The following is a 14,443-nucleotide window of genomic DNA, read 5'->3' as shown; positions in this document are numbered from 1 at the left end:
ACGTGCCTCAGGAGAATGGAAGCGGTGGGCCGCGCGGTGGGCGGGGCCGGGAGGGCGGTGCGCCCGGCCAGGGTCCGCGCCGTGACGGTCCGGGTGGTTTTGGTGGTCGCGACGGGGGTCGTGGCCGGGGTGATGGTCCCGGGCGAGGCCGGGGTCGTGATCGTGCGGAAGGGCCTGTCGGTCCCGGCCAGCGCGTCATCGCCGAGCTGAGCACCTTGGAGAAGGCGCTGGGCAAGTCCGACCTCGGCGCCGAGAAGCAGCCGCTCGAGGCGATCGTCCGCTCGCTGCGGTCCATGCGGGTGAAGTCGCTCGAGGAGCTGGATCTCAACGTGAGGGGCCGGCTCATCACCACGCTGCTGCGCGTGCAGCGCCAGACCCGTCCGCCCCTGCCCGAGGGCTCGACGTGGCCCCTGGCCCCCGCGGCTCCTTCTGCCGCGGGTGAGGCCGGTTCGGCCGTGGGCGCCACCGGCGTGGTGGCCGTGTCCACGCTGACGCCTCCGGGGACTCCGGGCAACGTGCCCGGGGAGACGGACGTGGGCATCAGCGAGGGCTCGCCCGCCGTCACGAAGGAGATCGCCGAGACGGCTCCGCTCGCCGACCGTGAGGCGGCGTCCGGTGTCGCCACGGGGGAAGACGTGTCCACCGGTGCTCCGGTCGAGGCTCCGGCGGCGGATCCGGCGAAGGAGAAGATCGTCGCCTACGTGGACGTCATGTACCTGGTGGGCCGCGCCTGGCGCGCCGCTGGCGATCCAGAGCGTGCCACGGCCGCCTTCTCGCTGAGCGGACGCGAGCCGCAGGCCGAGCGCGAGGAGCCCGCCGCCCGTCCCGCGGGTGAGCGCCGTGAGGGAGAGCGCCGCGAGGGTCGTGAGCGGGGAGAGCGCCGCGAGGGTCGTGAGCGTGGCGAGCGTCGTGAAGGCCGCGAGGGTGAGCGGGGAGAGCGCCGTGAGCGTGGCGAGCGTCGGGAGCGTGCTCCCGAGGGTGAGCGCCGCGAGGGCCGTGAGCGGGGCGAGCGCGAGCGCCGGCAGCCCCTGCCCGAGCTGACGGGGGACTGGAAGGAGCAGGCGAAGCAGCTCGAGGGCATGGGCCGTACGCGTGACGCGGCGCGCATGCACGAGCGCAACAAGTCCTTCGCCGAGGCCGCCCGGCTCTTCGAGGCCGGTGGGGATGTGCGGAGCGCGCTGCGCGCCGCGCTGGAGGGCAAGGAGAACGACATCGCCCGCCGCCTCATGGCCACGGTGCCCCCCGAGCAGCTCGCCCAGGTGCTCGAGAAGGCCGGTGCCTATGAGCTGCTGATGGAGCTCTACATCGGCAAGGGCGACTTCGAGAACGTCGCCCGGCTGTACGAGCGCGCCCGTCAGTTCGACCAGGCGGCACTCGCCTACGAGCGCGCCGGGAAGCTGTCCCTCGCGCGCAAGGCGTACGAGCGCACCCGCGACTTCGCGGCGGCCAACCGCATCCGGGACCTGGAAGTGAAGGCCCTGGTGGAGCGTGGAGATCGGCTCGGTGCGGCCACCCTGCTGGTGAACGCCGGCCGCCGCCAGGAGGCGGTGGACGTGCTCGGCACCCTGCCGCCGCCCAAGGCCTTCCACTTCCTCCAGCGGCTGAAGCTGGAGGAGGAGGCCAAGACGCTCGCGCAGAAGGAGCTCGCCCGCGCCGAGGCGGAGAACAAGCCCGCCGGCCGCGCCCGGTGGCTGGAGCTGCTCGGGGAGTCCGCCACCGCGGCGGCGCTCTACGAGGAGATCGGCCGCAAGGAGAAGGCCCTGGGGCTGTATGAGCAGATCGGCCACCTGCCGAAGGCCGCGGCCCTGGCCGAGGAGCTTCAGCTGCGTGACAGGGCCATCGACCTGTACACGAAGCTGGGCGACAACGCGGGCGTGCAGCGGGCCCAGACCCTGCCCGCCACCCCTCCGCCCAAGAAGCCCGCGGATGCCGCTGCGGCCGCGGAAGAGGCCGAAGAGATTGGCTCCGAGGACCAGAAGGGCTCTGAGGGAGGCTCGTCCGCTCCCGCTGCAAACGAGCGAGAAAGCCAATAAATCTCGACAGTTGGCGGGATTTGCGGGATTGCTGGGGGCGGTGAGCGGGCGATAGAGTCCCGCTCTCCCGCCCCCTTCCTTTTCGCGAGGCCCGCCTTACATGGACCAGCCGAACCTCCGTCGACCCGCCGAGCGTGTCGTGTCCGACCGGCCTTTCGCTGAGGTCGAGGCCGCGCTCGAGAAGGCAGGGCGCGTCGAGGAACTCATCCGCCTGTACGAGGGACGCGCGCGCGAGACTCCCACCGCCGAGGCGGTGCGGGTGCTGGTGCGCGCGGGGCAGCTCGCCTACGAGCGGCTGCGCAATCCGGCTCGTTCGGAAGAGCTTCTGCGGCGCGCGCTGCTGATCGCCGAGGACCCGCGGCCCGTCCTTCGCGGACTGAGGATCGTCTACGAGGCGCGCCAGGACATGGCCGCGCTCGTCGACGTGCTGGAGCGGCTCGGCGCCCTGAGCAAGGGGGACGAGGCCGCGTCCTGCTTCATGAAGGCGGCGAACCTCCACGAGCAGAAGCTGTTCCGGCGCGACCGCGCGGTGCTGTGCCTGCAGCGGGCCGCGCGTGCGAAGCCCGAGCGCGCCACCTTCAAGCGCGCGCGCCAGCTCCTCATGGCCGAGGAGCGCTTCCAGCCCGTCTTCGAGTCGCTGGAGCGCGAGCGTGCCGCGCTCGGCGGCGAGGGCATGGTGGAGGAGTACGTCGTCTTCGCCGAGCGGCTCGTGGAGGATCCCACCGAGCACGTGCTCGCCCAGCAGGCGCTGGACGTGGCGCGGGAGTTGGATCCGAAGAACGCCCGGGTGGAGAAGGCCACGCAGACGATGCAGCGCTTCGAGCAGTCGTGGCGCGAGCGCGCCCGCATGCTGCGCGGCATGTCCCTGGAGGAGCGTGACCGCAAGAGCGCGGCGCGGCTGTCCCTCCTGGTGGCCAAGCTGCATGCCTGGTACGAGCCGACCGCCACGGACAAGGTGAAGGAGGCGCTGGACCGCTGCTTCCTGCTGTGGCCCGGCATGCCCGAGGCCCTCAACCTCATCGAGCGCGTTGCCGAGCGCAACGGTGACTTCGCTCCGGCGCAGGCCTGGTACGAGGCGCTGGCGGGCGAGGCGCGCGAGCGCAATGCCCAGGTGGACCTGTGGCTGCGGTTGGGCACCCTGCGCCTCACCCGGCTCAACGACGCGGCCGGGGCGCTCGCCGCCTTCGAGAAGGCCACCTCCGTGGATGCCGCGCGCGCGGACGTGGCGACGCTCGGCGCCGAGTTGCTGTTGGAGCAGGGCCGCCCGGCGGACGCCCTCGCGATGCTGGAGCGCTACCTCGGCACGGTGAAGGACCGCGTGACCCAGGTGGCCCTGCGGCTGCGGCTGGCGGACCTCTGCCTGCAGCAGAACGATGGAGGCGCGGCGCGCGGGCACCTCGAAGCCGCGCTCAAGCTGGACCCGGCCAATGCACTCGCGGCCTTCCAGCTCGCCCGCCTCCTGGTGGAGGAGGAGAACTTCGAGGCGCTGGAGCCACTGCTGGATCTGGCGCTGCTCGCCCCGCGCCCGCGCGCCGAGCGCGTGGCCTTCTGCGAGGGGCTCGCGCTCCTCTACGAGGAGGCGGACAACGCCCGAGGGGCCTTCGAGGTCCTCGCGCGCGCCCTGGTGCTGGAGCCCGGCCGGCCCATGCTGCTCGACTCGGTGGTGGAGCACGCGAGCAAGGCCCACGCGGAGCCGGCGCTCGCGGTGGCGCTGCGTCGCGCGGCCACGGTCGCTCCTCCCGAGGCGGCCCTCCCGCTCTGGCGGCACCTCGCGCAACTCCTCCAGGGGACGCTGGCGGACCCCGCGGGCGCCGAGGCGGCCTGGAAGGAAGTGCTCGCCCGTGCTCCGGGTGACGGCGCCGCGCAGGAGGCGGTGAAGTCGCTCCGGTCCGCCGCCGCGCTCGCGGATGATCCGAAGGTGCGCCTGGAGGGAGAGATCGTCCGGCGCGAGGCCTCCGGTGCGACTCCGGCCGAGCTGGAGCCGATGGTGCGCGAGCTGGTGAAGCTGGCTCCCGAGGATCCCTCTCCCGTGCGGCGCCTGCAGGCGCTGTGCGTGGCGCTGTCCAAGTTCGAGGAGGCCGCGGCGCTGGCCGGGAAGCTGGCGAAGCTGGCCGAGACGCAGGTGGAGCGCAGCGACTGGGCGGCGCGTCAGGCCCGTTTGTTCGCCGAGCGCCTCAACCGTCCGCAGGAGGCGGCGGGCCTGTTCCTGCAACTGCTCGCGGAGAACGTCGCCACGGGCGTGGTGCTGGGCGGGCTCGAGCGGCTCGCGGCGGCCGGTGTGCGCACGGCGGAGATCACCGAGGCGCTCGCCAGCCATTACGGACGCAATGGTGACCACCAGCGCCAGGTGTCCGCGATGCTGCAGCAGCTCGAGGCCACGAAGGACGCGGCGGCGCGCCAGCGCCTGTACGGCCAGATCGCCGACACCCACGAGAAGCAGCTCGCCGATGGCCGGGCCGCCTTCGACCTGCGCGTGAAGGCCTTGCGCGAGGCCCCCACGGACGAAGAGAACCGCGCCGAGGCGGCGCGTCTGGCACACGACCTGTCCGCTCACGCCGAGCTGGTGCGCGTGCTGCGGGCTCTGGCCACCGAGGCCGAGGCGCCGGAGCTCGCGGTGCAACTGCTCTCCGAGGCGGCGAAGCTGGCCGAGGAGTCCGGGGCGCTTCCGGAGGCCATCGGCTCGCTGGAGGCAGCGCTGCAGCGGCTGCCCGAGTCGCCCGAGGTGCTCGGCCGGCTCATCCAGCTCTACGGCAAGGCGGGGCGGGCGGCGGATGCGGACGCGCTGTTGCGCAAGCGCATCCTGACGGCCACGAAGGCGGAGAAGGTGGAGCTGCAGATGCAGCTCGTGGAGCTCAACGCCGGACTGGGCCGGCCCCTGCAGGCCGCCGAGGCGCTCCAGGCCGCCATCAACTCTGGCGCGGACGAGGTGCGTCACCTGCCTCGTCTGGCCGAGTTGTACGAGAAGGCCGGCCGCAAGACTGAGCTGGGCGAGGTGCTCGCGCGGCAGATCGCGCTCGCGGAGGACGCGGGTGACCTGGACCGGGTGGCGCGCCTGACGCTCAAGCGCGCGCAGGTGCTGCAGGACTCGTCCGGGGACCGCACCGACGTGGTGCGCAGCTTCGCGGACATCCTCCGCCAGCGCCCCTCCGACACGAACGCCCGTACCGCGCTCGAGGGCATGCTCTCCTCTGGCACCGCACGCGAGGAGGCCGCCCGAGCGCTCATCCCCGCCTACGAGGCCACCAAGGATCACCGCAAGCTGGTGGCGGCGCTGGACGTGCTCGCCGAGGTGGCGCGTGACGACTCCGCCCGGGTGCTGGCGCTTCGTCAGGCCGCGCAGGTGCACCTGACGCAGCTGCGGCAGCCGGAGCTGGCCTTCGCCTCGCTCGCCCGGGCCCTGCGCCTGGCCCCGGGCGATGCCGCCCTCCGTTCCGCCGCGCGCCAGGCCGCCGAGGACGCGGATTCGCTGGACGCCTACGCGGAGATCCTCATCGAGCTGACGGAGGAGGGTGGCTCGCATCCCGCCCGAGCGGGTCTGCTGCGCGAGCTGGCCGAGGTCCAGGAGAAGAAGCTCGACGACCGTGGCGCCGCGGTGAAGGCGCTCCGGTCCCTGCTGGAGCTGGAGCCGGGCAACCTCGACTGCCTGCGTGCACTGCAGCGCCTGCACCGTGCGGGCGAGGAATGGGCCGCGCTCGCCGAGGTCCTGGAGAAGCTCGCCGCCGCCGCGCCCGAGTTGGCCGAGCAGCTCGCGTATCTGCGCGAGGCCGCTCTGCTGCACGAGTCGAAGCTGGAAGATCTGGAGAGCGCCGCCGCCGCGTGGCGTGCCATCGCCGAGAGGGATCCGCTCCAGCGCGAGGCCGCTGTCGCACTGGATCGGCTCTACGGGGAACTGAACCGCCCGAAGGAGCTGGCATGGGCGCTCGGCCTGCGGCGCACGCAGGAGGGACAGAGCCCGCAGGGCCGCGAGGTCTCCTTCCGCCTCGCGGAGCTGCTGCGCACCCGGCTCGATGACCCCAACGCCGCGCTCCAGCTCTACCAGGGCATCCTCTCCGAGGACCCCGGCCACCCTGGCGCCCGTTCGGCGCTCGAGGAGTGGGTGAAGGCCGCCGTGCCGATGAGCGCGGGCGCGCTGGACGTGCTCGATCCAGTGCTCGCGCGGCTCGGAGACCACGCGCGGCGCGTGTCGCTGCGCGAGGCCCGCATGGAGTCCGCGCTCAGCGTGGAAAAGGCGCAGCTCGCCGCGGACATCCGCCGCATCTACGAGCAGGACATGCACCAGCCGTCGCTCGCCTTCATGGCGGCGGTGAAGGCCTTCTCTCAGGGCGTGGATCGCCAGGGCCTGCAGGTGGAACTGGAGCGGCTCGCGCGTGAGACGGGCTCGCACGAGATGCTGGCCGAGCTGTACGAGGAGGCTGCCTCGGACCTGCCCGCGGGAGATCCCTCGGGCCTCGGCCTGCTGCGCCGGTCCGCGGAGTTGCGCGAGCAGCTCGGACAGACGGAGGAGGCCGCCAGCGTCTGGAAGAAGATCCTCGAGGACGCGCCGCAGGATCGGCAGGCGCTCGAGGCCCTCTCGCGCCTGTACGAGCGGGGGCAGAACGCCAAGAGCCTCTCCGAGGTCTACGCCGCGCAGTCGGCGCTGGCCAAGGACCCCGAGGCCCGGCGCGCCCTGCTGGTGAAGGCCGGCGAGGCCCATGCCGCCGCGGGTGATGACGCGAAGGCCATCGAGACGTGGCGCTCGGCACTGGCCATCCGCAAGGCGTCTGACGGTCTGCTCGCGTTGGACAAGCTGTTCGCCAAGACGCGGCGCTTCGTGGAGCAGGCGGACGTGCTGGATCAGCTCGCCGAGCTGTCCACGGACAACGAATCCCGCCGCGGCTTCATCCTGCGCCGGGCACAACTGTTGGAGAAGGAGAACAGCCACGCCGAGGCGCTGAGCGCGTACCGCGACCTGATGGCGTTGGCCCCGGCGGATCCGCAGGCCGTCGCGGGCCTGGAGCGCATGCTCCAGCTCGAGGCGCAGCGCGCGGAAGCGGCACGGCTCCTGGATCCCGTCTATCGCGGCCTCAACGACACCCGGAAGCTGGTGGAGGTGCTGGAGATCCTCCTGCCGGGCACGCAGCCCGTGCAGCGGCTGGAGCGCATCCAGGAGATCGCCACGCTGCGCGAGGCGCTCGGCCAGACGTCGCTCGCCTTCGTCGCGCGCCTGCGCGCCTTCAATGAAGCCCCGCAGGACGCCAATGTGCGCGACGACCTGGAGCGGCTCGCGGCCGACTCCGGCTCCTTCGAGGAGGTTGCCGCGGCGTACGAGGACGAGCTCGAGCGCGGCGCCACCGAGCCCCTGGCGGGAGACCTGTGGCGGCGGCTCGCGGGCATCTACGACGGACGCCTCAAGCGCTACGACCTGGCGGTGCGCGCGCTGGAGGAAGTCAGCCGGAGGGATCCGCAGAACAAGCAGGTGCTGGAGTCCATCGCCCGCGTGCACCGCCGCACCGGCGCGCACCGCGAGCTGGGACTGGTGATGCGCCGGCAGGTGTCGGCCGAGCCGTCCGTTGCCGCGCAGGTGAACCTGCTCTTCGAGCTGGCCCACCTCGCCGAGGAGACGCTCGCCGACAAGGCGCTCGCGGCGCAGACGTATCGCGAGATTCTCGAGCGCCGGCCGGAGGACGCCAACGCGCTCAAGCTGCTGGGCCGCGTGCTCACGCAGATGGAGCGCTGGCCGGAGCTGGCGCAGCACATCGAGCGGGAGATCCAGCTCACCGACGCCCGCAACGCCCAGGAGGAGGGGAGCGATCTGCGCGTGCGCCTGGGCCGCCTGAAGTTCAGCCGCCTGGATGATCCGCGTGGGGCGCTGGATCTCTACCAGGACGTGCTCCGTCGCCGGGCCGGACACGCCGGTGCCGTGGGCGCGCTGGAGGAGATGGCGCGCTCGGACAGCCCGCTGCGTGGCCAGGCGGCGCTGGCGCTCGAGCCGGTGTTCACGGCGGTGGGCGACCACCTCAAGCAGGTGCAGATGTTGGAGTCGCGCGTCTCCGCCGAGCCGGTGCCCCAGGAGCGCGCGGCGCTGCTGCGCCGGATCGCCGAGACGTATGCGGGTCCGCTGGACAACGTGGAGATGGCCTTCCTCTCCGCCACCCGCGCGCTGCGCGACATGCCGGACGACCCGCGCACGCTCGAGCTGTGCCTCTCGCTGGTGGACAAGGCGGGGGCCGCCGAGGAGTTCGCGGCCGTCCTCTCCGAGATCGCCCCGAGAGCGGGAGATACCGCCCGTGCCGAGCTGTACCGTGCACTGGCCCGGCTGCAGGCGCGCCTGGGCGAGGATGACGAGGCGCTGGCCTCGTGGCGCAGGGTGCTGACGCTGCGGCCCACGGACACCGACGCGCTCGACAGCGTGGCACGGCTGGTGGCGGATTCGGGCACGCCGCAGGAGTTGCTGGAGGTGTTGCGCCGCCAGCTCGCGAGCGCGGAGGAGCCGGCGCGCCGGGCCTCGGTGCTGCTGCAGATCGCCGTGCTCCAGGAGGAGAAGCTGAAGGATGGGTTGGGCGCACTGGCCACCCTGCGGCGCCTGCTGGACGTGAAGCCGGACGACGCCGCCGCGCTCACGCGGATGGACGGCCTGTGCCAGAAGCTGGAGCGCTGGCCGGAGATGGCGGACGTGCTGGCGCGGCGCATCGCGCTCGTGTCGCCCGAGGAGGGGCTGGAGCTGAAGTTCCGCCTCGCGGTGCTGCGCGAGACGAAGCTGCTGGACAAGGCGGGGGCGCTGGCGCTCTACGGCGAGGTGCTCTCGCTGCAGCCCAACCACGCGGGTGCGGTGGGCCGGTTGGAGGCGCTGGTGGCCCGCGAGCCGCAGAACCTGCTCGCGGTGGAGACGCTGCTGCGCGCCTTCCGGGCGAGCGGAGACGTGGCGCGGCTCGCGTCGCTCATCGAGACGCGGGTGGGCGTGTCGCCGGACGCGCACGAGCGCAAGACGCTGTTGAGCGAGCTGGCCACGTTGCGCGAGGCCCAGGGTGAGCCGGAGCTCACCTTCCTGGCGCTGTTCCGGTCCTTCAAGGAGGACCCGAACGACGGCGAGCTGCGCCAGCGGCTGGAGAACGCCACGGACGCGGCGGGCTCGTACGACGAGCTGGTGGTGGCCTACGAGGAGTCGCTGCCGCGTGTGGCCGAGGCCCGTGACGCGGCGGAGATGTGCCTCAAGCTGGGCCAGATCTTCGAGTCGCGTCTGCAGGAGCCCGAGCGCGCCGTCATCTACTACGAGCGCGCGCGCACGCTGAACCCGTCGGATCAGCAGAAGTCGCTGGCTGCGCTGGATCGTCTCTACATCACGCTGGAGGCGTGGCCGGAGCTGGCCAACGTGCTGGAGGCGTTGGCCTCCACGGCGGAGGAGACGGCGGACAAGGTGGGCTTCCTCTTCCGGCTGGGCCAGCTCATCCAGGAGAAGCTGGACGGCATGGACCGTGCGGCCTCTGCGTTCGAGCAGGTGCTGGCGCTGGAGCCCGGTCACCTCGCCTCGGCGCGGTTGCTGGAGAACATCTACGACTCGGCCGGTGCGCACGACAAGCTGTACGCCATCCTGAAGCTGCAGTCCGAGCGCGTCACCGGCCCCGAGCGCGAGCGCGTCCTCACGCGGATGGCGCAGGTGTCCGCCGAGGGTCTGGACGACCTGGACCGCTCCATCGAGCTGTACCGGGAGCTGCTGGCGAAGAATGCGCGCAACGAGCAGGCCTTCACCGCGCTGGAGGCCCTCTACGAGCGGGCGGGCCGGTACGAGGAGCTGCGTACGCTGTTGGCGGATCGTCTGGCGCAGACGTTGGATCCGCGCGAGGTGGTGCGGCTCAACGAGCGGTTGGGCCGGGTGCTGTACCGGCTGCTGAAGCAGCCCGCGGCGGCGGTGAGCTACCTCAAGGCGGCGCTGGACCGCGATGCACGGCACCGGGGCGTGCTGGACACGCTGCGCGAGCTGTACGAGGAGACGGAGCAGGCGGAGGAACTGGTGGGCATCCTGCGGCGGCTGGTTCCGTTGCAGGAGTCGGCCGAGGGCGTGAAGGTGCTGCGCCTGCGGCTGGCCGAGGTGCTCGCGGGGATGAGCCGGCGCGAGGAGGCGCTGGACGCGGCCCGCCGCGCGCTCGAGGTGGAGCCGCACTCGGTGGTGGAGCTGGATCGCGTCCACGCGCTCTTCGTCTCACTGAGGGCCTACAACGACGCGGTGCGCGCGCTCGAGCTGAAGGTGCAGGTGCACCAGCAGGCCGAGGAGCGTGAGCAGGCGGTGGCCACGTGGTTCGCGGTGGCGGACCTGTGGGCGGGCGTGGGTGGCAAGCCCGAGCTGTCCGCGGGTGCGCTGGAGAAGGTGCTGGAGCTCGATCCGGCCAACCGCACGGCCTACGAGCGCGCCAGCGAGATCTACCGCGCGAGCAACGATTGGCGGGCCTATGCGCAGGTGGTGGATCGCTACCTGCCGCACCTCGTCACCGACGAGGAGAAGCTGGCCACCCTCAAGGAGCTGGCGAGGGTGCAGGAGGAGCGGCTCGGCCAGAAGGACGTGGCCTTCCTGGCGCTCTGCCGCGCGCTGCAGATCGATGCCTCGGACGACCTCCTGCGCGAGGAGGTGGAGCGGCTCGCCGACGAGACGGGTTCTCACGAGGAGCTCGCCGCCGTCTACGAGGAGGTGGCCGACGCGCTGCCGCGAGGGCCGCTCGCCGAGCGGATGTACGCCACGCTGGCGCGCGTCCACGACCTGAAGCTGGATGACGCGCAGGCCGCGGAGGCGGCGCTGCGGAAGATCCTCGAGTTCGACCCGACGAACGTCACGGCGCTCGATGGGCTCGCGGGGATGTTCCAGCGGCGGGGCCGCGAGCGCGAGTACGTGGTGGCCCTGGAGCAGAAGATCGAGGCCGCTGGCTCCATCGAGGCGCGCAAGAGCATCCTCCGGGAGATCGCCCGAGTCCGGGACGAGCAGGGTGATCCGGATGAGGCCGCGAGCGCGCTGCTGCGTGCGTTGGACCTGGAGCCGGACGCGGAGACGCTGGGCGTGCTCGTCGCGCTCTACCGGCGTCAGAAGGCCTGGCGGGAGGTTGCCTCCACGCTGCTGAGGGCGCGCGATCTGGCGGCCACGGTCGAGGAGCGGGCCCGCATCCAGGTCGAGGTCGCGGACGTCTACGAGCGTGACATCGGTGACGATGAGGCCGCGGTGGCGGCGTTCCGGCAGGCGCTCGAGTTCGAGCCGTACAACCTCCAGGCGCTGGAGTCGCTGGAGCGGCTGCACACGAAGCTGGACCAGCCGGCGGACCTGCTCGCCATCTATGAGCGCATGCTCGAGGTCGTCTCCGACTACCGCGAGCGGGTGCGGGTGATGTTCCGCTGCGCGAGCATCTGGGAGGACAAGTACCAGAACCCTGCCAACGCGGACGTCTTCATCGAGGGCGTGCTGGCGATCGATCCGCAGAACCTGCAGGCCATCAAGACGCTGATTCGCCTGCGGCGCATGCAGGGCCGGTGGGAGGACCTGATCGTCGCGTACGAGCGGCAGCTCCAGCTGGCCACGTCGCCGCAGGAGCAGGCCGACCTGTACGTGGAGATCGGCAACGTCTACCACCAGCAGCTCAAGCAGGTGGATCGGGCGGTGAACACCTACCACCAGGCGCAAGCGGTGGACCCGACGAGCCGGCCCGCGCTGCATGCGCTCGGCAAGCTGTACGAGCGCAGCGGCAACTGGCCCTACGCTCTGGAGATGCTGCAGCAGGAGGCGCAGCTGGCGGGCCCGGTGCCCGAGGCGGTGGAGCTGTACTACCGCATGGGCAAGATGCAGGAGGACATGCTGATGGACACGGGCAGCGCCCGGAGTGCCTATCAGCAGGCCCTTGCGATCGACCCGGGCCACCTGCCCAGCATCCGCGCCCTCAAGGGCATCCAGGAGCAGGAGAAGGACTGGGGCGGCTACGAGCAGACGCTGCTCCAGGAGGCGCAGCAGACCGAGGACGCGGAGGCCAAGGCTCGCGCGCTGCTCGAGGTGGCGCGCTACAACGCCGAGACGAAGGGCGATCCGGACACGGCCACGGCCTACTACGAGGAGACCCTCAAGTACGCTCCGGACTGCCTGGAGGCGGCGCGCCCGCTGTCGGACGTCTACAGCGCGCGTGAGGACTGGGTGGCCGCCGAGCGGATGCTCGACATCGTCGTGCGCAAGATGGCGGAGAAGGCCATCGCGGAGAAGGACTCCGCGCTTGCGGCGGACCTCTGCCGGCAGCTGTACCGGCTGGGCTACGTGGCCGACAAGCTGGGCAGGCGCGACAAGGCGCTCGAGTCGTACAAGAAGGCCTACGATCTCGACGCCACCTATCTGCCGGTGCTCGAGGGCTACGGCCATCTGCTCGTGCAGCACGCGAAGCGGTACGAGGACGCGCTGCGCATCTTCCAGACGATCCTCATCCACCACCGGGAAGAGCTCACCGACATGGAGGTGGTGGAGGTCTACTGGCAGCTCGGCGACATCCACGCGAAGCTGAACCAACTGGATCGCGCGCAGAACCACTTCGAGAAGGCGCTCGCCGTCGACCCCAGCCACGAGGCGTCCCTGCGCGCCCTGGTGGCGCTGATGGACCAGTCGGGCAAGTGGGAGCGGGCCGCCGATCTCCGCCAGCAGCTCGCCAACGTGCTGGAAGGGGAGGCGAAGGCACAGGTCTTCCTGGAGCTGGGCGAGCTCGCGCGCGAGAAGCTGAAGGACCCGTACCAGGCCATCGACGCGTACTCGGGCGCACTCAAGATCCAGCCAGAGTCGCTCGAGGTGCTGGACGCGCTCTACGTGCTGCTGCGCGAGACGCGTCAGGGCCAGAAGGCCGCGGACATGCTGGAGCGGATGCTCCGGCTGCCCGCGCTGACCTCCGAGCCGAACAAGGCCAAGCGGGTGTGGTTCGCGCTCGGCGAGCTGCGCCGGGACGAACTGCGCGACGTGGAGGGCTCGGCCGTGGCCTTCAACACGGCGCTGGACCTGGACCACCGCTTCGTCGAAGCCTTCAGCTCGCTCGAGGCGATGCTGGGCGGCGCGGGCCAGTGGAAGTCGCTCGAGGAGAACTACGCGAAGATGATCGGGCGCATGCCGAAGACGCCCGACACGCACGGGGCGCGCATGGCGCTGTGGCGGGCGCTGGGTGACCTCTACCGTCAGGTGCTGAAGAGCCAGGAGGGCGCGCTGGCGGCCTACGGTGTCGTCGCCAAGGGCCTGCCCGAGGACGCGCAAGCGCAGGAGATCTACGCCGAGCTGGCCGCGGCTTCTCCGGGCAAGGAGGACGAGGCCGTCGCCGCGCTCCGCCGCGCCCTGCCGAATACCGGCGATCCGCGCAAGGTCGTCTCTCAGCTGGTGCGCTTGTCTGCGCTGCGCAAGGACTACGACGGCGCGTGGATGGCGGCGCAGGCCGTGTCGGGGCTGCTCGGTGAGGCGGGAGAAGACGAGAAGGAGATCCTCACCAAGCTGGGGCCCTACGCGAAGCGCAAGGAGGTAGCCCAGCGGCCGCTTCCGGATCGGATGTGGCAGACGCACCTGCTGCACCCGAAGCTGCGCGGGCCGTTCACCGAGCTGATGGGGCTGCTCTTCGAGCAGGTGGGCCACCTGTACGCGGTGCCCTTCCAGAACTACCAGATCGTTCCGAAGAAGCACCGCATCGACCTGGCGAGCGCGCAGGAGTACCACGTGCAGCACTACCGGTACGTGGCGCGCCTCTTCGGGATGGACGCGGTGGAGCTGTACTCGCCGCATCTGGTGGTCCGCCGCGACAACCTGGCGAAGCGCTCCAACGAGCCGACGCCGGATCCGCGCCTCAACGTGGAGGTGCTGCAGACGCACCCGGCCTGCGTACGCGCGGGTGGGCGCTTCTTCGCGGAGCAGGGACAGAAGGAGGCGTACTACCTGCTGGGGCGGACGTTCGCGCTGGTGCGCCCGGAGCTGGCCTTCAGTCAGCGGCTGGCTCCGGAGCGGCTCGAGGCCGTGGTTCAGGCGGCGCTCGGCCTGGTGGTTCCCAACCTGCGCTTCTCGGTGGACCCGCGGCTGGTGGACGCCGAGCGCCGGGTGCTGGAGAAGAGCTTCAGCGATCCGGCCCGCGCGGCGCTGGCCAAGGTGGCGCGCGTCTACCTGCCCACGGCGACGCCGGCGGATGTCCGCCAGTACCTCGAGGGGGTGGAGCTGACGGCGGCGCGCGCCGGCCTCTTCGCCGCGGGCGAATGCGAGCCCGTCAAGCGCATGGTGTTGGAGGAGACCGGTTCGTCCTTCCGGGTCTCCCCGAAGGTGAAGCAGAAGGAGCTGCTGCTGTTCGCCACGTCCGACGAGCTCCGCGAGCTGCGTGTCGCGGTGGGTACGGACGTGGAGGTACAGGTAAGGAAGTAGATGAGCGGCTCGAATATCCGTGAGACCCGAATGGGGTGCTCAC

2 protein-coding genes are annotated in these 14,443 nt (G+C 71.6%); both read left to right on the top strand.

The genetic code is table 11. The annotated features are described in order from the left end of the window. Window positions 1-2 precede the first annotated feature (2 nt). Window positions 3-2,033, top strand: a complete 2,031-nt coding sequence (locus tag DAT35_RS17220; protein ID WP_108068121.1) for a DEAD/DEAH box helicase — start codon at window positions 3-5, stop codon at window positions 2,031-2,033. A 100-nt stretch (window positions 2,034-2,133) separates the two neighbouring features. Next, the gene (locus tag DAT35_RS17215) at window positions 2,134-14,400 is read left to right on the top strand and encodes a tetratricopeptide repeat protein (RefSeq protein ID WP_108068120.1); all 12,267 of its coding nucleotides are present in this window, start codon (window positions 2,134-2,136) and stop codon (window positions 14,398-14,400) included. Window positions 14,401-14,443: the final 43 nt, after the last annotated feature.

Origin of the sequence: Vitiosangium sp. GDMCC 1.1324, from assembly GCF_003044305.1 — a bacterium.
Lineage (GTDB): Bacteria > Myxococcota > Myxococcia > Myxococcales > Myxococcaceae > Archangium.
The sequence above is the reverse complement of the archived record's forward strand: the minus strand, read 5'-3'. Positions and strand labels throughout refer to the sequence as shown.

Excerpts from the sequence above, each read along its gene's own strand:
- DAT35_RS17215 (WP_108068120.1), top strand. The coding sequence starts at position 2,134 with ATGGACCAGCCGAACCTCCGTCGACCCGCCGAGCGTGTCGTGTCCGAC.